At 41.6% G+C, this 22,411-nt stretch carries 23 protein-coding genes; 20 read left to right on the top strand and 3 right to left on the bottom strand.

Going from position 1 to position 22,411, the window contains the following annotated elements; genetic code table 11:
- The 8 genes from prfA to NML76_RS01410 all read left to right on the top strand — a co-directional run bounded on the left by prfA (position 1) and on the right by NML76_RS01410 (position 7,172).
- Positions 1-1,080 (top strand): peptide chain release factor 1, encoded by a 1,080-nt coding sequence (prfA, locus tag NML76_RS01445; RefSeq protein ID WP_003007273.1) that lies wholly within the window; start codon positions 1-3, stop codon positions 1,078-1,080.
- Complete coding sequence (gene prmC / locus NML76_RS01440; RefSeq protein WP_254732507.1) at positions 1,080-1,916, top strand: peptide chain release factor N(5)-glutamine methyltransferase; 837 nt, start codon at positions 1,080-1,082, stop codon at positions 1,914-1,916. Before prfA ends, prmC begins: the two co-directional genes overlap by 1 nt.
- Positions 1,903-2,514 (top strand): L-threonylcarbamoyladenylate synthase, encoded by a 612-nt coding sequence (locus tag NML76_RS01435; RefSeq protein ID WP_254732506.1) that lies wholly within the window; start codon positions 1,903-1,905, stop codon positions 2,512-2,514. The genes prmC and NML76_RS01435 overlap by 14 nt, the downstream gene beginning before the upstream one ends.
- Before the next feature lie 38 nt (positions 2,515-2,552).
- Entirely contained in the window at positions 2,553-3,809 is a 1,257-nt protein-coding gene (glyA, locus tag NML76_RS01430; protein WP_013903560.1) for a serine hydroxymethyltransferase, read from the top strand.
- A gap of 8 nt (positions 3,810-3,817) precedes the next feature.
- Positions 3,818-4,792: a nucleoid-associated protein gene (locus NML76_RS01425; RefSeq protein WP_254732505.1), complete on the top strand. Its 975-nt coding sequence runs from the start codon at positions 3,818-3,820 to the stop codon at positions 4,790-4,792.
- Positions 4,792-5,394 (top strand): lysozyme family protein, encoded by a 603-nt coding sequence (locus NML76_RS01420; protein ID WP_003007284.1) that lies wholly within the window; start codon positions 4,792-4,794, stop codon positions 5,392-5,394. Before NML76_RS01425 ends, NML76_RS01420 begins: the two co-directional genes overlap by 1 nt.
- A 237-nt stretch (positions 5,395-5,631) precedes the next feature.
- Positions 5,632-6,642: a DUF1002 domain-containing protein gene (locus NML76_RS01415; RefSeq protein WP_129824881.1), complete on the top strand. Its 1,011-nt coding sequence runs from the start codon at positions 5,632-5,634 to the stop codon at positions 6,640-6,642.
- 155 nt (positions 6,643-6,797) lie between these two features.
- A complete protein-coding gene (locus NML76_RS01410; protein ID WP_254732504.1) occupies positions 6,798-7,172 on the top strand; it encodes a DUF805 domain-containing protein in 375 nt (124 codons plus the stop codon).
- Positions 7,173-7,324: 152 nt separating this feature from the next.
- Here the strand turns inward: NML76_RS01410 and guaA are convergent, their stop codons facing one another.
- Entirely contained in the window at positions 7,325-8,890 is a 1,566-nt protein-coding gene (gene guaA / locus NML76_RS01405; protein WP_003012033.1) for a glutamine-hydrolyzing GMP synthase, read from the bottom strand.
- 128 nt (positions 8,891-9,018) lie between these two features.
- Here guaA and NML76_RS01400 point away from each other — a divergent pair, with 128 nt between their 5' ends.
- The 12 genes from NML76_RS01400 to xerS all read left to right on the top strand — a co-directional run bounded on the left by NML76_RS01400 (position 9,019) and on the right by xerS (position 20,584).
- The gene (locus tag NML76_RS01400; protein WP_254732503.1) at positions 9,019-9,717 is read left to right on the top strand and encodes a GntR family transcriptional regulator; all 699 of its coding nucleotides are present in this window, start codon (positions 9,019-9,021) and stop codon (positions 9,715-9,717) included.
- A 218-nt stretch (positions 9,718-9,935) separates the two neighbouring features.
- Positions 9,936-11,213, top strand: coding sequence for a glycosyltransferase (locus tag NML76_RS01395; protein WP_254732502.1), 1,278 nt, complete (start codon positions 9,936-9,938; stop codon positions 11,211-11,213).
- The gene (locus NML76_RS01390; RefSeq protein WP_254732501.1) at positions 11,210-12,187 is read left to right on the top strand and encodes an NAD(P)-dependent oxidoreductase; all 978 of its coding nucleotides are present in this window, start codon (positions 11,210-11,212) and stop codon (positions 12,185-12,187) included. Before NML76_RS01395 ends, NML76_RS01390 begins: the two co-directional genes overlap by 4 nt.
- A complete protein-coding gene (locus NML76_RS01385; protein WP_254732500.1) occupies positions 12,162-12,989 on the top strand; it encodes an MBL fold metallo-hydrolase in 828 nt (275 codons plus the stop codon). The genes NML76_RS01390 and NML76_RS01385 overlap by 26 nt, the downstream gene beginning before the upstream one ends.
- Positions 12,955-14,220 (top strand): F390 synthetase-related protein, encoded by a 1,266-nt coding sequence (locus tag NML76_RS01380; RefSeq protein ID WP_070674138.1) that lies wholly within the window; start codon positions 12,955-12,957, stop codon positions 14,218-14,220. The genes NML76_RS01385 and NML76_RS01380 overlap by 35 nt, the downstream gene beginning before the upstream one ends.
- 12 nt (positions 14,221-14,232) lie before the next feature.
- Positions 14,233-15,177 (top strand): 3-oxoacyl-[acyl-carrier-protein] synthase III C-terminal domain-containing protein, encoded by a 945-nt coding sequence (locus NML76_RS01375; protein WP_254732499.1) that lies wholly within the window; start codon positions 14,233-14,235, stop codon positions 15,175-15,177.
- 80 nt (positions 15,178-15,257) lie between these two features.
- Entirely contained in the window at positions 15,258-15,590 is a 333-nt protein-coding gene (locus NML76_RS01370; RefSeq protein ID WP_003001435.1) for a putative DNA-binding protein, read from the top strand.
- Positions 15,591-15,592: 2 nt separating this feature from the next.
- Positions 15,593-15,808, top strand: coding sequence for a hypothetical protein (locus NML76_RS01365; protein ID WP_037606554.1), 216 nt, complete (start codon positions 15,593-15,595; stop codon positions 15,806-15,808).
- A gap of 18 nt (positions 15,809-15,826) precedes the next feature.
- Entirely contained in the window at positions 15,827-17,398 is a 1,572-nt protein-coding gene (gene ffh, locus NML76_RS01360) for a signal recognition particle protein (protein WP_009731038.1), read from the top strand.
- Positions 17,399-17,464: 66 nt separating this feature from the next.
- On the top strand, positions 17,465-18,232 hold the full coding sequence (locus NML76_RS01355) for an alpha/beta hydrolase (RefSeq protein WP_070665792.1): 768 nt from the start codon (positions 17,465-17,467) through the stop codon (positions 18,230-18,232).
- A 105-nt stretch (positions 18,233-18,337) separates the two neighbouring features.
- Positions 18,338-19,321: an acetylxylan esterase gene (locus NML76_RS01350; RefSeq protein WP_070674146.1), complete on the top strand. Its 984-nt coding sequence runs from the start codon at positions 18,338-18,340 to the stop codon at positions 19,319-19,321.
- 192 nt (positions 19,322-19,513) lie between these two features.
- Positions 19,514-20,584 (top strand): tyrosine recombinase XerS, encoded by a 1,071-nt coding sequence (gene xerS / locus NML76_RS01345; RefSeq protein WP_070665786.1) that lies wholly within the window; start codon positions 19,514-19,516, stop codon positions 20,582-20,584.
- Positions 20,585-20,670: 86 nt separating this feature from the next.
- Here the strand turns inward: xerS and NML76_RS01340 are convergent, their stop codons facing one another.
- Positions 20,671-21,312 carry a hypothetical protein gene (locus NML76_RS01340; protein WP_254732498.1) on the bottom strand — a complete coding sequence of 214 codons (642 nt, stop codon included), beginning with the start codon at positions 21,310-21,312 and terminating at the stop codon, positions 20,671-20,673.
- Between the two features lie 108 nt (positions 21,313-21,420).
- The gene (locus tag NML76_RS01335; RefSeq protein WP_254732497.1) at positions 21,421-22,410 is read right to left on the bottom strand and encodes a lipoate--protein ligase; all 990 of its coding nucleotides are present in this window, start codon (positions 22,408-22,410) and stop codon (positions 21,421-21,423) included.
- Position 22,411 lies beyond the last annotated feature (1 nt).

The raw sequence follows: 22,411 nt of genomic DNA, 5'->3' as shown, positions 1-22,411 counted from the left end.
ATGAATATCTATGATCAACTACAAGCTGTAGAAGACCGTTATGAAGAGTTAGGAGAATTGTTGAGTGACCCAGATGTGGTCTCTGATACCAAACGATTTATGGAGCTTTCAAAAGAAGAAGCTTCCACTCGTGATACGGTGACAGCCTACCGAGAGTACAAGCAAGTCCTTCAAAACATTGTTGACGCTGAGGAAATGATTAAGGAAGCAGGCGGCGATGCGGACTTGGAAGAAATGGCCAAGCAAGAGCTAAAAGATGCAAAGGCTGAAAAGGAAGAGTACGAAGAAAAACTGAAGATCTTACTTCTTCCAAAAGATCCAAACGATGACAAGAACATTATCTTGGAAATCCGTGGAGCAGCTGGAGGAGACGAAGCCCAATTGTTTGCTGGTGACCTCTTGCAGATGTACCAAAAATACGCAGAAAGCCAAGGCTGGCGTTTTGAAGTCATGGAAGCTTCCTACAATGGCGTTGGTGGGATCAAAGAAGTGGTAGCCATGGTTTCTGGTCAATCGGTTTATTCAAAACTCAAGTATGAATCTGGTGCCCACCGGGTGCAACGGGTTCCTGTGACAGAAAGCCAAGGTCGTGTCCATACTTCGACTGCCACAGTTCTGGTCATGCCAGAAATCGAAGAAGTCGAGTACGACATCGATCCAAAAGACCTTCGGATTGACATCTATCACGCATCTGGTGCGGGTGGACAAAACGTTAACAAGGTCGCAACAGCCGTTCGTATCGTCCACTTGCCAACCAATATCAAGGTTGAGATGCAGGAAGAACGGACCCAACAGAAGAACCGCGAAAAAGCCATGAAGATCATCCGTGCGCGTGTGGCTGACCACTTTGCTCAGATTGCCCAAGACGAGCAAGACGCTGAACGGAAGTCAACCATCGGTACTGGTGATCGTTCAGAGCGGATCCGGACTTACAACTTCCCTCAAAACCGTGTGACCGATCACCGGATTGGCTTGACCCTTCAAAAACTGGATACCATCTTATCTGGTAAATTAGATGAAGTGGTCGATGCTTTGGTCTTGTATGACCAAACACAAAAACTAGAAGAGTTGAACAAATAATGTTGTTGGGACCATTATTAGCCCAGTATGAAGAAGAATTAATAGCCGTTGGAGAGGAAGCAGAAAGCCTCTCCTTCGCGTATCGAGCTTTAAAAAACTGGACCTTTACAGACTTTGTTCTTGCCTTGCAAAAAGAAGTGGTAGTAGAAGATCAGGACTTGCTTTTATCCATCTTTGAGCAGCTGAAACATCACGCTCCTGCCCAATATATTATTGGCAGCGCAGAATTTTTTGGTCATGTTTTTACAGTTGATGAGCGTGTGCTGATTCCACGACCTGAAACGGAAGAATTGGTCGCTCTTATTCTTGAAGAAAACGATGAGAAAGCCTTACGAGTTCTAGATATCGGAACAGGTAGTGGGGCCATTGCTATTAGCCTAGCCCTTGCTAGACCTACCTGGCAGGTTCAAGCTAGTGATGTCTCAGAAGAGGCTTTAGCCCTGGCTCAAGAAAATGCCAAGCAGTTAGAAGCTTTCCTTGAATTTAAGTCGTCAGATGTTTTGGAGCAGCTAACAGGTCCCTATGACCTGATTGTGTCCAACCCTCCTTATATCTCCCATGATGATGTAGAAGAAGTCGGAGCCAATGTTTTAGCCTCTGAACCCCACTTAGCTCTTTTTGCGGATCGTGATGGATATGCTATCTACGAAAAGATTGCCCAGCAAGCACCAAGTGTTTTAACACCAGACGGAAAGATCTATCTAGAAATTGGCTATAAGCAAGGAGCCAAAGTAAAAGAGCTCTTTCAAGAAGCGTTTCCTAACAAACGAGTTCGCGTTCTGAAAGACCAATTTGGACAAGATAGAATGGTAGTAGTAGACAATGGATCACATTGAGAAAGAATTAGAAGCAGGACGTGCAGTTATTCTGCCAACTGAGACAGTCTATGGTATTTTCGCCAAAGCTTTGAATCAAGAGGCAGTCGATTATATATACGAATTAAAACGTAGACAGAGAGACAAGGCTCTGAATTTAAATGTAGCCGGCGAAGAAGAAATTCGACTTTATTCGAAAAATCAACCTAGTTATTTAACAAAACTGGTTGATTCATTTTTACCAGGGCCTCTGACTATTATTCTTCAGGCAAATGAAAAGGTACCTGGCTGTATCCATTCAGGATTGGATACAGTTGGCTTCCGTATTCCGGCTCACCCAAAAACATTGGAATTAATTCGTAAATACGGTCCTTTGGTTGGTCCCTCGGCCAATCTTTCAGGTCATGCAAGTGGAACAAAGTATAAGGCTATTGTAAGCGAATTTGATCAAGTGGTTCCTGGTATAGAGGATGATGACTTTTTGACTGGTCATGATTCAACTATTTTGGATATCTCTGGTTCCAAGGCCAGGATTTTGCGGCAAGGTTCGATTACAAAAGCTGATTTGCTTGCACAAGTGCCAGAGCTTTCCTTTGAGGAAGATGAACTTCCTCAGTGATAATGTACATAAATAATTTTTTATAAAGGAGTAGACCTATGATTTTTGATAAAGAAGATTACAAAGCCTATGATGCAGACCTATGGAATGCGATCGCTAAAGAAGAAGAGCGTCAACAAAACAATATTGAGTTGATTGCTTCTGAAAATGTCGTCTCTAAGGCAGTGATGGCTGCTCAAGGGTCTATTCTGACAAATAAGTATGCTGAAGGCTATCCTGGCCGTCGTTACTATGGCGGGACAGATGTGGTCGATGTGGTCGAAAGTCTCGCGATTGAACGGGCCAAAGAAATCTTTGGTGCTAAATTTGCCAACGTTCAACCGCATTCAGGAAGTCAGGCAAACTGCGCTGCCTATATGGCCTTGATTGAGCCTGGTGATACTGTTATGGGGATGGATCTAGCTGCCGGTGGACATTTGACGCACGGAGCTTCTGTGAGCTTCTCTGGTCAAACCTATAACTTTGTGTCTTATAGTGTAGATCCTGAAACAGAGCTCTTGGATTTTGATGCCATCCTAAAACAAGCCCAAGAAGTGAAGCCAAAACTCATCGTTGCTGGTGCCTCAGCCTACTCTCATATCATTGATTTCTCAAAATTCCGTGAGATTGCAGATGCAGTAGGAGCTAAGCTCATGGTTGACATGGCCCATATTGCTGGTCTCGTGGCAGCGGGTCTTCATCCAAGCCCAGTTCCTTATGCCCATATCACGACTACGACCACTCACAAGACCCTTCGTGGACCTCGTGGAGGCCTAATCTTGACCAATGACGAGGAATTAGCTAAGAAAATTAACTCTGCTATTTTCCCTGGTATTCAAGGAGGACCATTGGAGCATGTCATTGCAGCCAAAGCTGTCGCTTTCAAAGAAGCGCTGGATCCTGCCTTTAAAGAGTATGCAGCTAATGTGATTAAGAATAGTCAGGCCATGGCTGATGTCTTCTTGCAAGATCCTGATTTCCGCGTCATTTCAGGCGGAACAGAGAACCACCTTTTCCTTGTCGACGTCACTAAAGTCGTTGAAAATGGGAAAGTGGCGCAAAACTTGTTGGATGAAGTCAATATCACCCTCAACAAGAACTCTATTCCTTATGAAACCTTGTCTCCATTTAAGACCAGCGGGATTCGGATTGGTGCAGCAGCCATCACAGCTCGTGGTTTTGGTGAAAAAGAAAGTCGCACCGTTGCTGAACTCATGATCAAAGCGCTGAAGAATGCGGACAAGCAAGAAGTATTAGACGAAGTGCGTAGTCAAGTCAAAGCCTTGACAGACGCCTTTCCACTTTACGAGGACTAAACCATCTTATGGATATTTACATAAAAAAATCCATCATTCATCAATTTAGCCCAGACGATACCGATCTCTATCTGGCAGATAAATTTCTCAATATCACGCCTAAAATCGAGGAATACTTGCGTAGGAAGATTGAACGGGTCTATTCCGATGAAGCCAGGACCGGTATTTTCGAAGAGGACAATCCTTTTCTTGAGATGATTTCAGATGACCTATTAGAAACTTCGGTAGCAGTAGCGAATCGCTGGAAGGAAGAATTTGTCGTCTCTGAGAATCAAAAGACCAACGATTTGGTGTTCATTCAATTCTCAAAAGAAGGGGTGGACCATTTTGCCTTTCTTCGGATCGCCTTACGGGAAACCTTGACGCATCTTGGCGGTGAAGTGGACAATCCGATTAAGTTGACGCAAAATAATCTACCTGGTTTTGGGACTGGTGCAGATGAAGCTTTGGTCATCAATCTTCAAAGCCGCAAATACCATTTGATTGAAAAACGGATCAAGTACAACGGGACTTTCTTGAACTATTTTTCTGAGAATCTGTTGCAGGCGCAACCCAAGATCTCTCCTAAAAAATCGATCAAGGCACTGGAAAAAACAGCCCAAAAGATTGCGGAAAGCTTTAACACAGATGATTTTCAATTTCAATCAAAGGTTAAATCTGCTATTTTTAACCATATTGAGGAAGAAAATAAACTCTCTCCAGAGAAATTGGCGGATGATCTCTTCGACGACAATTTGACAGCTCGCCTTAGTTTTATTGACCAAGTCAAAGAAGCTGTACCTGAGCCTGTCACCTTTGAAGAAATTGATGCAAGTCGCCAGTTGAAGAAGTTCGAAAATCAGAAATTGTCATTGTCAAATGGAATTGAACTAATCGTTCCGAATAATGTCTATGAAGATGCAGAATCTGTTGAATTTATTCTAAACGAGAACGGAACCTATTCTATTTTGATCAAAAATATTGAGGATATACAGAGTAAATAATGATTAAACGTATAGTGAAGATCTTCTTATTCATCTTACTAATATTTGGAATCTACAAGGGAATTCAGATCCACCATGATGTCAAACAAGTCATGCAGTACCGCTCCCTGGTTAGAGAAGTCCTTGCTGAAGAGGACACCACGGCCAATGAAAACCTCATTCTTGCTATGATCTATACGGAGACCAAAGGCAGAGAAGACGATGTCATGCAGGCGAGTGAGAGTGCAAGTGGTGAGACCAATACTATTAGTGATAATAAGGCCAGTATTCGCCAAGGAATTCAAACTCTTTCGGATGAGTTAAAAGAAGCAAAGAAAAAAGGCGTTGATAGCTGGACTGCGGTTCAAGCCTATAATTTTGGGAAAGACTACATCGATTACGTCGCAAAACACGGTGGAACAAATTCCCTAGAGTTGGCCCGGGCTTATTCACGGGATGTAGTAGCGCCAAGTCTTGGCAATGTAACCGGTGAAACTTATCTTTACCTCCACCCTATCTCTCTTTTAAACGGGATGGAACTCTACATTAATGGGGGTAATATTTATTATTCCCGTTTAGTAGAAACCAATATGACGATTATGAAGTTATTTTCATGGTTTTAATCATTTTCCAGAGAGCCGATTGGCTCTTTTTAAAGTTGATCAATTCTGCCTCCGATTTTTAGGGAAAATAAAAATGTCATGCATTCTTAAAAAAACTGTAAGCTAGTTTTAAGAAATCAACTGTATAATGAAAATCGAAGTGGGTAAACTCTTTATTTACTTCTTTTTTCATCCCTAGTGAGGTGAGAAAAGTAATAAGAGATTCCAGATTTGATTTGAATTAGAAAGAAGAAAAAGATGAAATTAAAGAAGATTGCATTGTTTGTAACGACGACTTTAGCCTTGTTTACCGCTGTCCCTCGGGTTTCTGCAGATAGCAATGTGCAGAAAGTCATCGACGAAACCTATGTCAAACCAGACTATGTTTTGGGTTATTCGCTGGACCAAAGTCAAATCGAACAAACCTTGAGTCTCTTGAACTACGATAGTTCAAAAGATAAAGAAGAGTGGAAGACCATGACACCAGAGGTTTATTCTTCGATTATGAACGTTGCCAACGATGATAGTTTGGAACTTTATTCCTCTGTTAAAATTCAAAAATTAGGCAAAAATAAGCCACTAGAAGTGAATATCGTGACACCTCAAAATATCACCAAGGTCACTGCAGATATGTATCGTAATGCAGCCGTTACACTTGGATTGGAGCATGCTCAAATTACAGTAGCTTCCCCTATCCAAGTGACCGGAGAAAGTGCCTTGGCTGGGATCTATTACTCGCTTGAGAAAAATGGTGCCAAAGTTTCTCAAGAAAGCAAAGATCTGGCCCAAGAAGAGTTAAAGACTTTATCCGGGATCAATGAAGAAAACGCTGGTAAGAAAAACTTCGATGCGGATAAGTTAAACGTAGCATTGACCGACATAAAAACGGCAGTAGCCAATGCCAAACAGAACAATCAGGATTTAAGCAAAGATGATATTCGAAAGATCGTCGAAGAAACCCTGAAAAATTATAAGCTGGATACAACTGTGACAGGTAACCAGATCAATTTGATCGTGAATTTCGCAGTGAATCTTTCAAAGAGTAGCGTCATCAGTAGCAAAAGCTTTACGAAGACCTTGTCGGATCTGAAAGATAGTATCGTAGACAAGGCAGGCGATACCTTTAACAATATCAATCTGAATTTTGATACCAATGCCATTTTAAAAGACAGTGGAAACTTCTTCACAAATGCGTGGAATGCCATTGCCGGCTTCTTCGGCGCCATCTGGAATGCCATTGTCAAATTCTTTAGTGGTTTAGTTGGCTAAAAATAGCAGGAAAGCACTCCTGACAAGATGTCAGAGTGCTTTTTGTGTGTTTAGCTGCTTGAAGTTTTTTTGAAAATAGTTGCTGCGTAGAAGAGAAGAGTTGCAAAGAATTTAAAAAGATAGTATACTTTGAAAAGCAAATTAAAGGAGGACTTATGTTAAAAGCTTATAAAAAATTTTGGGAAGGCTATGCAGATTTTACCGGTTACTCAACAGTATCTGAATACTGGTGGCCACACTTCATTCATTTGCTTATTACAATGCCATTGTTTTACGCTTTAATACAACTTCAAATCGATCCTAATGATGTGTCTGCTTATCAAATGATTTATTCGTTGCGCCCGCTTTATTCTGTATTTGGCCTCGTAATTTTCCTACCTTCATTAACCCTTTCCGTTCGGCGTCTAAGAGATGCAGGATTACATTGGTTATATCTTCTTGTTGGGCTTATTCCCTACGTAGGTTGGTTTTTCATGCTTCTATTTATGATCTTACCAACAAATCGAGATAATGAAGTAGAACCCGATTAAGTTAATAAAAGATCTTGAAATCATAATCATTTCAAGATCTTTTATTATATAAGGCTTTGCTATTTTTAAGCTCGTGAATCAATGTCCACTGGACCTTTAACCTCGCTTTTCTATTCCTTGGCTCGTGAAAAAAAGGTCCCCCGGACCTTTTTTTATTCCCACTCTACAGTTGCAGGTGGTTTACTTGTGATATCGTAGACGATGCGATTGACGTGGTCAACTTCATTTACGATACGGACTGAGATTTTTTGGAGGACTTCCCATGGAATCTTCGCAAAGTCAGCTGTCATTCCGTCGATAGAAGTGATAGCACGAATGGCAATCGTATAGTCGTAGGTACGGCCGTCACCCATAACACCTACTGAACGAACGCCTGTGTTGACAGTGAAGTATTGCCAGATATCGCGATCAAGACCAGCCTTGGCGATTTCTTCACGGAGGATAGCGTCTGATTCACGGACTGTTTCAAGTTTTTCTTCAGTGATTTCACCCATGACACGGATAGCAAGACCTGGTCCTGGGAATGGTTGGCGCCATACGATGTGGTCTGGCATACCAAGTTCAGTACCAAGAGCACGAACTTCATCCTTGTAAAGAGTGTTCAGTGGTTCGATGAGTTCAAACTGCATGTCTTCTGGAAGTCCACCCACATTGTGGTGAGACTTGATAGTTTGAGCAGTATCCGTACCAGACTCGATCACGTCAGTGTAGAGAGTTCCTTGTGCCAAGAATTTCACATCTTTGAGTTTACTTGCTTCGTCATCAAAGACATATACAAACTCATTACCAATGATCTTCCGTTTTTTCTCAGGATCAGACACACCAGCTAACTTATCAAGGAAACGTTTTGCAGCGTCTGCTTTGACGATGTTCAAACCAAACTTACCACCAAGCATATCCATCACTTGGTCAGCTTCTCCTTTACGAAGAAGACCGTGGTCTACAAAGATACAGATCAATTGATCGCCGATAGCTTTTTGAAGGAGAACTCCAACAACAGAAGAGTCAACACCACCTGAAAGACCAAGAAGGACACGTTTGTCTCCGACGGTTTCACGGATTTTTTTGATCTGCATATCAATGAAGTTGTCCATGGTCCAGTCACCTTTAGCCCCACAGATGTTCAAGGCAAAGTTACGCAAGATATCATAACCGTGAACAGAGTGACGAACCTCAGGGTGGAATTGGATTCCGTAAATTTTCTTGTCTGGATTTTCAATGGATGCAAATGGACAGTCAGCAGAAGTACCAGTGCGGATAAAGTCAGCCGGAATTTCTGTAACAGCATCCCCGTGGCTCATCAAGACCAATTGTTTGTCTGGTGTGCCAGCAAAAAGAGCAGAAGATTCTGTCAAAGTCAGTTCAGATTGACCATATTCGCGGTTACCAGCATCACCTGCAGGAACGACCTTCCCACCCAATTTATGGGTCAACAATTGCATCCCGTAACAGATTCCAAGGATTGGAATACCGAGTTCAAAAATCTCAGGATCGATATCAAAAGAACCTTCCTCGTATACAGAGTTTGGTCCGCCTGAAAGAACGATCCCAACTGGATTGATTGCACGAACTTCATCAGCAGAAATCTTGTGGCTCTTCAACTCTGAGAAGACACCAATTTCACGAATCCGACGTGAAATAAGCTGATTGTATTGGCTACCGTAGTCAAGCACGATGATTTTTTCAACATCATGCAAATCAGTTGATAGGTTTGTCATCTTATCCCCTTCTTAAAGAAATTTACTTTTCTCTATTCTAACACAAAAGCCTTGTCTTTACCAATCTCTGATTGAAGAATTAGGAATTTTACGCTACAATAGAGATAACACAGAGAAAGAGCAAAGTTATGATTCCAGCTTACATTCAAATTCATGATCAGATTAAGTCTGAGATTGATCAAAAAATATGGGAAATCGGGGAGCGCCTTCCTAGCGAACGCGATCTGGCTGAGAAATTTCAGGTGAGTCGGATGACGCTTAGGCAGGCTATTACCCTTCTGGTTGAAGAAGGAGTGCTTGAAAGACGAGTAGGAAGTGGCACCTTTATTACCAGCACGCGCGTTCAAGAAAAAATGCGGGGCACAACCAGTTTTACAGAGATTATGAAATCGCAAGGCAAGGAACCTTCTAGCCAAGTGATTTCTTACCGGAAAACCATTCCTAGCCTCCAAGAAGTGGATAAATTGGGCATTGATAAGACAGAGACCATCATTCGGATGGAACGGGTCCGGTATGCTGATGGGATACCTGTTGTTTATGAAGTAGCCTCTATTCCAGAGAAATTTATTAAGAATTTCAATCGAGAAGAGGTTACTAGTCATTTCTTCCAAACCTTGGAGCGTCATGGTTATAAGATTGGAAAGTCGCACCAGACCATCTATGCGCGATTGGCCAAGGATAAGATTGCGGACTATTTACAGATTTCAAAAGGCCAGGCTATTTTAGGTCTGACACAGGTTTCTTATTTTGAAGATGGGACGGCTTTTGAGTATGTAAAAAGTCAGTATGTCGGCGAGCGGTTCGAATTTTATTTAGAAAATAACTAAGCTCGCAAATCGTAAAAATAGAAAACTCTTCAAATGTGTGAGAGGCTCACTCTCTTTGGCATTTGGGAGCTTTTTTTAGGTTGAAATCATTCTTTCTAAATAGTGATAGTAAAGGCAACATTGAAAATTTTTATTTTTTCTTCAATTTTTGATTTTTTTTACGAATTAATAGATAGAAGCTAGTTTTAGATCTAAAAAAAGATATAAGGCAGGAAAAAATGAAAAAAATTAAAATCGATGTGGTAGCTGTTCCCTTGAGTGGGCATCTGTACCCAACTTTAAATCTCGTTAAACCCTTATTAGATGATCCAACTATGGAAATCCGAGTTTTCACGGGTCCTCAGAAAAAAGCCGTCGCAGAAAGTCTCGGCTTCACGGTCGTTCCGATTCTAGAGGACAAAGTAGAAGTATTTGAACGTGTGGCTAATAACGATAAAAAACACAATCTCTTTTCAGCTTATCGGCAATTGTCTAGGAGTCTTGATTTGATTAATCATGTATCGGATCAATTGCTAGAGGAGTGGCGTGTCAACCGTCCAGATATTGTCATTGCTGACTTTATCACTCTATCAGCAGGCTTTGTGGCAGAAGAGTTAGAAATTCCTTGGATTACCACCATGGCAACACAATTTGCAATCGAAACTCCTTATGGTCCTCCTTGCTTCTTCGGAGGGATGGGAGTCGCGCGCACGAAGAAGGAAGAGAAGATCCAAGCACTATGCCGTAAACTCACGCGCATTGGAAAATACTGTGGGGCTTTCCTCTTACGCAAACGCTTAAAACGTTACAATTTCAAGTTGTACAATCAAAATGGAGTGGAGACCATCTACTCTCCTTATGCCATCTTTGGAATTGGGATGATGGAGCTAGAGTTGAAGACACACTTCCCTCATCAATATGCCTGGCTTGGCCCTTTGGGGACTTCTCTTGAAAAAGCTGAAGATTATCCTTTAGATCTCCGTCCTTACGACGACAAGACGAAGGTACTCGTGACATGTGGAACCCAGTTGCCTTGGGCAAAGGAGAATTTGCTAGAACAAACCAAGCATTTGGCCAAAGAGCATCCAGAATGTCACTTTTTCGTCACCTTAGGTGATGGGGCAAAAGACTTTTCTGAAGAAGAAGTAGCACCAAATGTGACGGTTGCCTCATATCTGCCCTACAAAGAACATATTCCGCAGATGGACTATGTCATTCATCATGGAGGAGCTGGAATCTTTTATCAATGTATCGAATTTAAAAAACCAGCCTTGATCTTGCCACATGATTATGACCAATTTGACTATGCGATTCGAGGAGTAGAAGCAGGAATTGCTTTTCAAGCACATCGTAATCGCACCGAAGAGATTCAAGCAGGTTTTAATGCCCTATTAGAAAAAGAATCTTGGGAAAAGTTAGAAAGACTAAACAAACTTTCAAAAACCTACAAGCCGTTGGATACCTTGGAGTTTGAGATTCAACGATTATTAAGACGTGGAACGGATGGGAAACTATGAAAATTCTTGTAACAGGTGCGACTGGCTTCCTTGGAAAATACGTGATCGATGAGTTGTTGGCTCACGATTATTCCATTGTAGCCTTTGGCCGAAATGAAAAAATTGGGAAGGCCCTGGAAAATGAGCGCGTCCAATTTGTGAAAGGGGATTTGAGCTCTATTGAGGAATTAAAACAAGCCTTTCAGTCTGTTGATGCTGTGGTTCACGCTGGAGCTTTATCCACTGCCTGGGGACCTTGGAAGGCCTTCTATCAGGCGAATGTAGTTGGTACTCAAAATGTCCTTGACTTGTGCCGTGAATATGCGGTAAAACGCTTGGTTTATGTTTCTTCTCCTAGTATTTACGCAGCTGGAAAAGATCAATTAAACATCAAGGAAAGTGATGCTCCAAAAGAAAATCACCTCAACAATTACATCCGAAGCAAATTGGCATCTGAAAAACTTTTTTCTGATTATCCAGATGTGCCAAGTATCATCTTGCGTCCTAGAGGATTATTTGGTGTGGGGGATACCAGCATTTTGCCTCGTGTCTTACGCCTCAGTCGAAAAATTGGAATTCCTTTGATTCGAGGGGGAGAGCAGCTCATGGATATGACCTGTGTGGAAAATGTCGCCCTAGCTATTCGCTTGGCTCTGGAAGCAAAAGAAGCTCACGGACAAGTATATAATATTACAAATGGGGAACCAAAGACCTTTAAGTATTTGATCGAAACCACACTAAAGGGATTGGGAGAGCCGATTCGCTATCGGAAAATTCCAGCAGGTCTAGTAGCAGGTGTGGCTTATAGCCTTGAAGGGGGGTATCGATTCTTTCATCTGAAAGCTGAACCCCCCTTGACTCGCTATACCTATTATCTCCTTCGATATAGCCAAACTCTCGATATTCAAAAGGCCCAAACCGAACTTGGCTACTATCCAAAAATGACCATTGAAGAAGGGATTGACAACTATGTCCAACATGATCAAGCGCATTGATTATTTTCCAGCAGGCTATTGTAGCAGTCATTCTGGTCTCTTATTTAAAGGGATTCCGAATGAAAAAATGCAATTTCCAGCAGGTGTCTTTTTGATTCATCATCGTGAAAAAGGCTATATTTTGTACGATACCGGCTATCACTACGAGATTAAGAAAAAAGCACGGTATTTCTGGTACCGTCTAGCCACCCCAATGCAGATGAAAAAAGAAGACCAGATCGATTATTTATTGCAAGAGCGTGGGATTGATCCAGCAGAAATTACTTATGTGATTCTTTCTCATTTGCACCCTGATCATCTCGGTGGAGCAGCCCTTTTTCCAAATGCTCATTTCTTTGTTACCCAGGAAGTCTATGAGGTGTACCAAAAACCGAAATTTAAAGATCTAATTTTTAAAGAGTTTTTGCCAGCTGATTTCAAGGATCGGGTGACTTATCTCAAAGCAAATCAAAGGCATCCTGCTTTCCCTTACCGCCCGACTGCGGATCTTTTTGGGGATGGGAGCATTCTTGTTTCGTCCATCCATGGGCATGCGAGAGGGCAAGGCTGTCTTTATCTGGATGAGCTCAAGCTCTTTATTGGAGCAGATCTTTCTTGGGGAGTAGACCTCTTGCCTTACACAGGGCAAATGCGTCTCATTCCATCCTTGGTTCAGGATGATAAGAAGGCTTATCTTAAAGGAGCTGATTTGCTGGAAACACTCTTACAAGATGGTATTCAAGTTGTTGTCAGCCACGACCCGCAAGATCGGATTGAAAGGATTTTAAATGAAAAAAACAGTCTTTCTGAAAACCTTTATTGAAACCAGATGGTGCCACCGATTCCGTTCAAAAGAGGCCTTGAAGCGATACCAAGATAAGCAATTGGCACGCTACCATGCATTTATCACTTCTCAATCTCCCTATTTTCAAACCCATTCTCCCGAATCCTTTGGAACGATGGATAAATCGTTTATGATGACACATTTCAATGAACTCAATACCCTAGGGGTGGATCGAGATCAGGCTTTAGAAATGGCGATTCGCGGAGAACAGACGCGAGATTTTACTGAGATGAATGGAGAAGTAGCAGTAGGCTTGTCTTCTGGGACTTCAGGCCACCGAGGAGTTTTTGTCACCACAGAAAAAGAAAGAAGCATGTGGGCTGCAGCGATCTTAGCCAAGATGCTACCGAAAGGAAAACTGTTTGGTCATCGCATTGCCTTTTTCTTACGAGCGGACAATGAACTTTATCAAACCATTAATTCAGGCCTTATTCGCTTGGAATATTTTGATATTTTCAAGGATAGCAAGGAGCATTTAGAGCGTCTCAAAGACTATCAACCAACCATTGTGGTCGCACCAGCTTCAACCTTGATTGAGTTAGCCAACTATGTCAGCAATCAGCAACTTGCGATTCAACCTGTCAAGGTTGTTTCTGTCGCAGAGATCCTAGAAGATCGAGATGCACAGACCATCGCCAAAGCTTTTCAACTAGACAAGGTTGATCAGGTCTATCAAGCGACAGAGGGATTTTTAGCTTGTACCTGTTCAGAAGGCAATCTACATCTCAACGAAGATATTTTGTCTGTCGAAAAAGAGTATCTTGATGATAGCCGCTTTTATCCGATTATTACGGATTTCAAACGAACCAGTCAACCTATCTATCGCTACCGCCTCAATGATATTTTGGTGGAAGAAAAGTCTCCTTGCCCTTGTGGTTCCGTCTTTACTCGAATCGCAAAGATCGAAGGACGATCGGACGATATCTTCTATTTCAATAAAGAAGATGGCAGTAGCCAGATAATCTATCCGGATTTTATTCGACGGTGCATTCTCTTTGTCGAAAATATTCAGGACTATCAAGTAACTCAGTTGGCAGATGGATCCATTACCATTGCCTTGAGTCACCGGACAGAGTCTATGGAGCAAGCGATCTTTGCTCAATTTGAACTCTTAGCTCAGCAAAAACAATTCATTCTCCCAAGTATTCAATTTATCGATTACCAATGGGACCCCACACGTAAATTAAAACGTGTTCAACGACTTCAATAAAAGGAGAATCCTATGACTACTGTAAAAAGACATTTGCAAATTAAAGGCTATGGAACAGCGCTTCCAGCTCATACCGTAACTTTCAAAGACCAGACTCGTTACCGCGTGAAAGAAGGAGAAGAAACACAGATTGATCTTGCAGCGCGTGCGATTGAAGCGACTTTAAATCATGCGGGCCTTAAGATGACAGACATCGACTGCCTGGTTTCGGCTAGTGCGGTTGGCGTTCAGCCCATCCCTTGTACAGCAGCTCTGATCCATGAGCGCGTGGCCAAGGGACTGACGATTCCTGCTATGGATATCAACACCACCTGTACCAGTTTTGTATCAGCTTTAAGCACTGTTTCCTATCTGATTGAAGGTGGAGAATACCGTCGGGTTCTGATTGTATCTAGTGAAGTAGGAAGCCTAGGGCTTAATCCCAAACAAAAAGAAAGCTTTGAGTTGTTTAGTGATGGAGCTGCAGCCTTTATTTTTGAAGCAACAAAGGAAGATAAAGGAATCATTGCTAGTATGCAACGTACCTGGTCTGAGGGAGCCCATGATACTGAAATTCGTGGTGGTTTGACAGCTTATCATCCGAAATTGTACTCTGAAGCAACCAAGACTGATTTCATGTTTGATATGAAAGGGAAGAAGATTCTTTTGCTTTCTGCCCGTGTTATTCCAGAAATGTTCCAAGAATTCCAAGAGAAATCAGGCATTTCTAAAGACGCTGTAGACTATATTATTCCCCACCAAGCTAGCCGGGCCTTGCCACTGGTCATGGACAAATTGGGAGTTGGCAAAGATAAATATCTCAATATTGTCAGCGATTATGGAAATATGGTTTCAGTTGCTGTTCCTTTCGGCCTAGCCTATGCACTGGATCATGGCTATGTGAAGGAAGGAGATACCATCTTCTTGATGGGAACTGCAGCAGGGATGACGGTCAATATGTTGGCACTGAAACTTTAATGATGAATCTTCTTATTTCAAGCTCAAAAAGAATCAAGTCCCGCTAGTCTTTAGCGGGCTTTTTTGATATAATGAAAGGTATGGAAATTGAGAAAACCAACCGAATGAATGCGCTCTTTGAGTTTTATGCAGCGCTCTTGACGGACAAGCAGATGAATTATATCGAGCTCTATTACGCAGATGACTACAGCTTGGCTGAGATTGCAGAAGAGTTTGGAGTGAGCCGTCAAGCGGTCTATGACAATATTAAACGTACAGAAAAAATTTTGGAAGACTACGAAATGAAACTCCATATGTATTCCGATTACATTGTACGCAGCCAGATTTTTGATCAGATTTTAGAACGCTATCCGGAAGATACTTTTCTACAAGAGCAGGTTGAAATTTTATCAAGCATTGACAATCGGGAGTGATTATGGGCAGTCTCGTCATTTATCAAGGAATACCTTGCAAACTATTAGTCGCAGAGGAAGTATTTCCTACTCGACTACAGATTATCTCGCCCAATGATATCTCCAAAGCTATGCAAATAGGTTTTAGCTGTTGGGGATATCCAAATGAAATCATGAAAGAAGTCACACCCGAAGAACTAGAATGTTTGCAACATTTCGGACGATTTCCACTGAATTGAAAAACTAGGAGAAAGAGTATGGCATTTGAAAGTTTAACCGAACGTTTACAAAACGTCTTTAAAAATCTTCGTAAGAAAGGGAAAATCTCTGAAGCGGATGTCCAAGAAGCGACCAAAGAGATTCGTCTAGCCCTCTTAGAGGCCGACGTTGCCCTCCCTGTTGTAAAAGACTTCATCAAACGGGTTCGCGAGCGGGCTGTAGGTCATGAAGTCATCGAAACCCTCAACCCTGCCCAACAAATCGTGAAGATTGTCGATGAAGAATTGACAGCGATTTTGGGTTCAGAAACAGCAGACATTATCAAATCTCCAAAAATTCCAACCATTATCATGATGGTCGGTCTTCAAGGGGCTGGTAAAACAACCTTTGCGGGTAAATTGGCCAACAAATTGGTCAAGGAAGAAAATGCACGTCCTTTGATGATTGCGGCCGATATCTATCGTCCAGCAGCCATTGACCAGTTGAAGACTCTTGGTCAACAGATCAATGTCCCTGTCTTCTCACTTGGTACAGAAGTCCCTGCAGTAGAGATCGTTCGCCAAGGTTTGGAGCAAGCGAGAGCCAACCACAATGACTATGTCTTGATCGATACAGCCGGTCGTCTGCAAATCGACGAAAAACTCATGGGCGAGTTGCGTGATGTCAAAGCCCTTGCTGAGCCAAACGAAATCCTCTTGGTTGTCGATGCTATGATTGGTCAAGAAGCGGCCAATGTGGCGCGTGAGTTCAATGAACAACTCGAAGTAACCGGGGTCATTTTGACCAAGATCGATGGGGATACCCGTGGTGGTGCAGCCCTTTCTGTCCGTCAGATTACTGGGAAACCAATCAAGTTCACTGGTACTGGTGAAAAAATCACTGATATCGAAACCTTCCACCCAGACCGTATGTCTGGTCGGATCCTCGGTATGGGGGATATGCTGACGCTGATCGAGAAGGCTTCTCAAGAATACGATGAGAAACGCTCTCTTGAACTCGCTGAAAAGATGCGGGAAAATACCTTCGATTTCAATGACTTCATTGATCAGTTAGACCAAGTTCAAAACATGGGGCCAATGGAAGATCTGCTCAAGATGCTTCCAGGTATGGCCAACAACCCAGCTATGAAGAACCTTAAGGTTGATGAACGAGAAATTGCTCGCAAACGTGCGATCGTATCATCCATGACCCCAGCTGAACGCGAAAATCCAGATTTATTAAATCCAAGCCGTCGTCGTCGGATTGCTGCTGGTTCAGGAAACAGCTTTGTCGAAGTCAATAAATTCATCAAGGACTTTAACCAAGCCAAACAGATGATGCAAGGCGTCCTCTCTGGCGATATGAACAAGATGATGAAACAAATGGGGCTTAATCCAAATAACATGCCGAAGAATATGCCTGGTGGAATGCCTGATATGTCTGCCCTCGAAGGTATGATGGGACAAGGTGGCATGCCTGACTTGTCAGCTCTTGGTGGAGGCGCTGGAATGCCTGATATGAGCCAAATGTTTGGTGGTGGTCTCAAAGGAAAAGCCGGCGAATTTATGATGAAACGGGCGATGAACAAGATGGCCAAACAAATGCGCAAGAATAAGAAAAAACGGAAATAATCGTTTCTAATATGGGCCTGGAACACACTGTTCTGGGTTCTTTTAGAAACTACTACTAGAGGAAACATGTTAAAAAAACTATTTCAACAAGTCATTCGTTTCTTTGCAAGATTGTTTTCTTCGCACAGCAAGCCCTTTGAATTCCCAAAAGGGTCGAAGAAACCTCCGATCAGACCGATTATCTTTGTACCTGGGAGTTCAGCCAGTATCCAGCGATTCAATGGAACCATCCGCATGCTCCATCGATTTTCTAGAAAAAAGCAAAGTCTTTTAAAAATAAAAGTCAACAAAGATGAGTCTATAGAGATGGAAGGAAGACTGAATACGAAAGAGCCGAATCCGATGATTGTGATTGGCTTTGAGAACAATCGAGATGGCTACAGCAATATCAAGCAGCAAGTTGAATCCCTTAAGATAGCTCTAACCTACCTTCTTGATCACTATCATTTTTCAGAGTTCAAGGCAGTAGGGCATTCTAATGGTGGACTGGTTTTGACTGGTTTATTGGAAAGTGGCTTTTTAGAGAAAAAGAAGGTAACCGTCAGCAAGTTGGCTATTATTGGCAGTCCTTACCAATTCAATCAAGAAATGTTTGACGATTTTCAAAAATGGAAGCATCGCCTGGGAAAAGAAGTACAAGTCCTTAATTTTGTCGGTAGCTTTGCTGGAAAATCAGATGGCATCGTCCCTCTTTCTAGCGCACAAGCAGCACAATCTATTTTTGACAATCAGGCCTATACAGAAGTGAATTTAAACGGTCGTAAGGCTCATCATTCAGCTTTACCCACTAATCCAGATCTAGTGAAACAATTAAGTCTATTTTTGAATCTATAATTAAATTACATAATTTCGGTTATGTAATTTTTATTTGTCTCTTGCAATCCTTAAGTAAATATGGTACATTTTTGGTAGCGATTACACATACCTAAGGAGGATTTTATGAAGGATCCTAAATTACTAGAGACAATGAAAGTTTACAAGGGACGGGATGATGTTCCTGATGATTTTGATAGCTTTTGGGATCAAGCCCTAGCAAAGATGACTGAACTGCCTGAATACAAGCTCGAAGAACGAGATTTCAGCATTCCAAATGTTCAATGTTATGAATTAACCTTTAAAGGAACACGAGATGGGCTTGTTTATGCGCGGGTTGTTCTCCCCAAAACGGATCAAAAAGTTCCCGTTATTTTCCATTTTCATGGCTATATGGGCCGTTGTTGGGATTGGTCCGACATGCTGGCTTATACAGTAGCTGGCTATGGTGTTGTGTCTATGGACGTAAGAGGGCAGTCAGGCTATTCAACAGACGGAGATCGTTCACCACTTGGAAATACGGTAAAAGGACAGATTATACGCGGAGCCGTGGAAGGTCCGGATCAGCTCTTTTATAAGGATGTCTACTTAGATCTTTACCAGTTAATTGAAATTGTAGCCAGCCTTCCTCAAGTTGACGACAGCAGACTTGCCAGCTATGGAGCCTCACAAGGTGGCGCCTTGGCTTTAGTTGCTGCTGGATTGAATCCTCGTATACAACGAACGGTAGCCATTTATCCATTCTTATCAGATTTCAGACGTGTATTAGAGATTGGAAACACCAGCGAGGCCTATGACGAGCTTTTCCGTTATTTCAAGTTCCATGATCCATTTCACGAAACCGAAGATCGTTTGATGCAGACTTTAGCCTATATTGATGTGAAAAATTTTGCCCATCGCATCAAAGGACAGGTTCACATGATTACAGGGCTGGATGATGATGTCTGTTATCCTGAAACGCAGTTTGCCATTTATAATCGATTAGAATGTCCAAAAGAGCATTTAATCATGCCAGAATATGCCCACGAAGCTATGAACGTTCAAGTCAATGATCGAGTCTATAATTGGCTCTGTGGTAGCAAGATTCCATTTCGATATGTAGAAAAATAAGCTAGAGAAGAAAATAATCAGTAGATCCATGTGATTTGCTGATTTTATTGTGTTTAAAAGGGATCTAGTATAGATAGAGATACAAAACAGTCCTATAGAACCCCTATAACATCTTTCCGAAAAACTATAATTTTCTTGAAAAATATATCCGGCTATGCTATACTACTAGTATAGAAAGATTTGGAGAAAAACATGAAACGCGAGATCTTATTAGAACGGATTGATAAACTCAAAAAAGTCATGCCTTGGTACGTTTTGGAATATTACCAATCGAAACTGGCTGTTCCATACAGTTTTACGACCTTGTACGAATACTTAAAGGAATACGATCGATTTTTTACCTGGGTCTTGGAATCTGGTATTTCGAATGCTGACACCATGGCCGAGATCCCTTTAGACGTTTTGGAGCACATGACCAAGAAAGACATGGAATCCTTTATTCTTTACTTACGTGAACGTCCTCTGCTCAATGCCAATACGACAAAAAACGGGGTTTCCCAAACAACGATTAACCGTACCCTTTCTGCACTGTCTAGTCTTTATAAGTATTTGACCGAGGAAGTTGAAAATGAGCAAGGTGAACCTTATTTCTACCGCAATGTCATGAAGAAGGTTGCTACTAAGAAAAAGAAAGAAACCTTGGCGGCTCGAGCTGAAAATATCAAGCAAAAACTCTTTTTAGGGGATGAAACAGAAGGTTTTCTTAACTATATCGACCAGGAGTACCCTCAAACACTCTCAAATCGCGCCTTATCCTCTTTTAATAAGAATAAAGAGCGAGATTTAGCCATTATCGCACTCCTTCTTGCCTCTGGTGTCCGTCTCTCTGAAGCCGTTAACCTAGACCTTCGTGACCTCAATCTTAAGATGATGGTCATTGATGTCACACGAAAAGGTGGAAAACGAGACTCTGTTAATGTTGCTGCCTTTGCTAAGCCTTATCTAGAACAATATCTCGCTATTCGTGACAAACGTTACAAGACAGAAAAGACTGATACAGCTCTCTTTCTGACCTTGTATCGAGGTGTTCCAAACCGGATCGATGCTTCTAGCGTTGAAAAGATGGTCGCCAAGTATTCAGAAGACTTCAAAGTCCGCGTGACACCCCACAAGCTTCGCCATACATTAGCAACTCGTCTCTATGATGCTACCAAATCACAGGTTTTGGTCAGCCACCAGCTAGGACATGCTAGCACCCAAGTTACAGACTTATATACCCATATTGTCAATGACGAACAAAAAAATGCCTTGGATAGTTTATAAAATTACATAACGTAAATTATGTAAAAGGTATTCTATTAGAAAAAGAGCGTAAGATTCTATAAGAAATCTACGCTCTTTTATACTTTCTATAAAAATTCGATCCAATAATTACGGTGTGGCTCAATAATGACTGGTTTTCCCCAAAATGATTTTAGATAAGCCAGATTTGCTGGGGTGACCGGTCTTTTTTCACCATTATACTTTTCTGCACTTTCTTCCGTTAAAAAGCATTTAACTGCTTCATATGGTGTTCCGTCACTCGCTATTCGATCAATTCCTAAATAAGCAATTTCATCACCGGCCTTCGGAAAATCTGTTAATAGTTTACCAATAAAATAAACCGTCTTATCTTTCATTAATTCATAAGCTTTACTATTTTTTAGTCTGTTATTCGCTGCAGCGTACATAATACAAAAGCTATCCACGATATCTTTCAAAGACATTAATTCTTCTTTGCTAACGATTATTTCCTCAGGAGCAAGACCACCAATGATTAAGTTTTTATAATGAGGTTGCTGGATGACGTTATCTAAAGCCATTCCTAATGGTAGTTGGACAGCTTGATAGCCTAATGGTTCTAGCACTTGCTTTTTCTGGTCAAGGTGTCCTTGTGTAATACTGACATTCAAATCATAAGGACTTAAAGATTGTTGCTTTCTAAAAAAAGCCACTACTATACGATCTAACTGTTCAAATAGACCAAGATTTTCCACTGGAATTTTCATCATTGAATATGATCCCCTTTTTGTTCAGATTTCCTCTATATTGTACAATCATGGTTTTCGAATATCAAGTTTAAGATAAAAGATATCCATTTAACATGGATATCTTTTACTTTATTTCACCACTGCTTCAGCAATTTCTTCTGCAGTGATACCTGCAAAGTAACGACCTAGGTTAATGGTTTGAAGGGCATTGAGGACGTCTTCACGTTCGTATTTAACGCCACGAAGAACATCTTCTACTGCTGCAACATCTTCGATACCAAAGAAGTCACCATAAATCTTGATGTCTTGGATTTTTGATTCAATGACGTTTGCGAAGATTTCAACCTTACCGCTAGGGAATTTAGTGCCACGACGGACATTGTATTCAGGAGACTTTCCATAGTTCCAATCCCAGGTACCAAACTTGGTTTCCTTGATACGATTAATTTCAGCCAATTCTTCATCCGAGAAGACATATTCTGTCATCTCAGGGTATTCTTTCTTCATGTAGTCCAAAAGTAGGTCACGGAACTCTTCCACCGTGATTTTTTCTGGCAATTCATCGATGATATTGGTCACACGTGCACGAACCGATTTAACCCCTTTAGACTCAAACTTGTCTTTAGACACCTTGAGTGCATTAGCAAGGACTGACAAATCCACGTCAAAGAGAAGGCAACCATGGTGCATTATCCGACCATTGATGTAAGCTTGGGCATTTCCACAGAATTTCTTACCATCAATTTCCAAATCGTTACGACCAGTGAATTCAGCCTTCACTCCAAGCTGAGCCAAGGTGTTGATCACAGGAGTTGAGAAGCTCTTGAAGTCAAAGGCCTTATTTTCGTCTTCTTTTGAAATAATGGTGTAGTTGAGGTTGTTCAAATCGTGATAAACAGCCCCACCACCACTGATCCGGCGAACCACTTCAATCCCATGCTCCCGAACGTAGTCGCGGTTGATTTCTTCGATGGTATTTTGGTGGCGACCAACGATAATCGATGGTTTGTTAATCCAGAGAAGGAAGATTTGATCCTCATCTAAAAGGTGCTTAAAAGCATACTCTTCTAAAGCAATATTAAAAGCAGTATCATTTGAATAATTAATAATGTATTTCATA

The sequence above is a fragment of the Streptococcus sp. CF8_Ac1-9 genome, from assembly GCF_024295565.1.
Classification (GTDB): domain Bacteria; phylum Bacillota; class Bacilli; order Lactobacillales; family Streptococcaceae; genus Streptococcus; species Streptococcus parasanguinis_X.
This window is presented reverse-complemented; position numbering and strand designations above follow the sequence as displayed.

Coding starts and splice junctions, on each gene's coding strand:
- NML76_RS01435 (WP_254732506.1), top strand. CDS start 1,903: ATGGATCACATTGAGAAAGAATTAGAAGCAGGACGTGCAGTTATTCTG.
- NML76_RS01355 (WP_070665792.1), top strand. CDS start 17,465: ATGTTAAAAAAACTATTTCAACAAGTCATTCGTTTCTTTGCAAGATTG.
- NML76_RS01390 (WP_254732501.1), top strand. CDS start 11,210: ATGAAAATTCTTGTAACAGGTGCGACTGGCTTCCTTGGAAAATACGTG.
- NML76_RS01375 (WP_254732499.1), top strand. CDS start 14,233: ATGACTACTGTAAAAAGACATTTGCAAATTAAAGGCTATGGAACAGCG.
- NML76_RS01400 (WP_254732503.1), top strand. CDS start 9,019: ATGATTCCAGCTTACATTCAAATTCATGATCAGATTAAGTCTGAGATT.
- NML76_RS01350 (WP_070674146.1), top strand. CDS start 18,338: ATGAAGGATCCTAAATTACTAGAGACAATGAAAGTTTACAAGGGACGG.
- NML76_RS01395 (WP_254732502.1), top strand. CDS start 9,936: ATGAAAAAAATTAAAATCGATGTGGTAGCTGTTCCCTTGAGTGGGCAT.
- NML76_RS01335 (WP_254732497.1), bottom strand. CDS start 22,410: ATGAAATACATTATTAATTATTCAAATGATACTGCTTTTAATATTGCT.
- glyA (WP_013903560.1), top strand. CDS start 2,553: ATGATTTTTGATAAAGAAGATTACAAAGCCTATGATGCAGACCTATGG.
- NML76_RS01380 (WP_070674138.1), top strand. CDS start 12,955: ATGAAAAAAACAGTCTTTCTGAAAACCTTTATTGAAACCAGATGGTGC.
- NML76_RS01340 (WP_254732498.1), bottom strand. CDS start 21,312: ATGATGAAAATTCCAGTGGAAAATCTTGGTCTATTTGAACAGTTAGAT.
- guaA (WP_003012033.1), bottom strand. CDS start 8,890: ATGACAAACCTATCAACTGATTTGCATGATGTTGAAAAAATCATCGTG.
- NML76_RS01365 (WP_037606554.1), top strand. CDS start 15,593: ATGGGCAGTCTCGTCATTTATCAAGGAATACCTTGCAAACTATTAGTC.
- NML76_RS01370 (WP_003001435.1), top strand. CDS start 15,258: ATGGAAATTGAGAAAACCAACCGAATGAATGCGCTCTTTGAGTTTTAT.
- NML76_RS01385 (WP_254732500.1), top strand. CDS start 12,162: ATGTCCAACATGATCAAGCGCATTGATTATTTTCCAGCAGGCTATTGT.
- xerS (WP_070665786.1), top strand. CDS start 19,514: ATGAAACGCGAGATCTTATTAGAACGGATTGATAAACTCAAAAAAGTC.
- NML76_RS01410 (WP_254732504.1), top strand. CDS start 6,798: ATGTTAAAAGCTTATAAAAAATTTTGGGAAGGCTATGCAGATTTTACC.
- prmC (WP_254732507.1), top strand. CDS start 1,080: ATGTTGTTGGGACCATTATTAGCCCAGTATGAAGAAGAATTAATAGCC.
- NML76_RS01415 (WP_129824881.1), top strand. CDS start 5,632: ATGAAATTAAAGAAGATTGCATTGTTTGTAACGACGACTTTAGCCTTG.
- NML76_RS01425 (WP_254732505.1), top strand. CDS start 3,818: ATGGATATTTACATAAAAAAATCCATCATTCATCAATTTAGCCCAGAC.
- NML76_RS01420 (WP_003007284.1), top strand. CDS start 4,792: ATGATTAAACGTATAGTGAAGATCTTCTTATTCATCTTACTAATATTT.
- prfA (WP_003007273.1), top strand. CDS start 1: ATGAATATCTATGATCAACTACAAGCTGTAGAAGACCGTTATGAAGAG.
- ffh (WP_009731038.1), top strand. CDS start 15,827: ATGGCATTTGAAAGTTTAACCGAACGTTTACAAAACGTCTTTAAAAAT.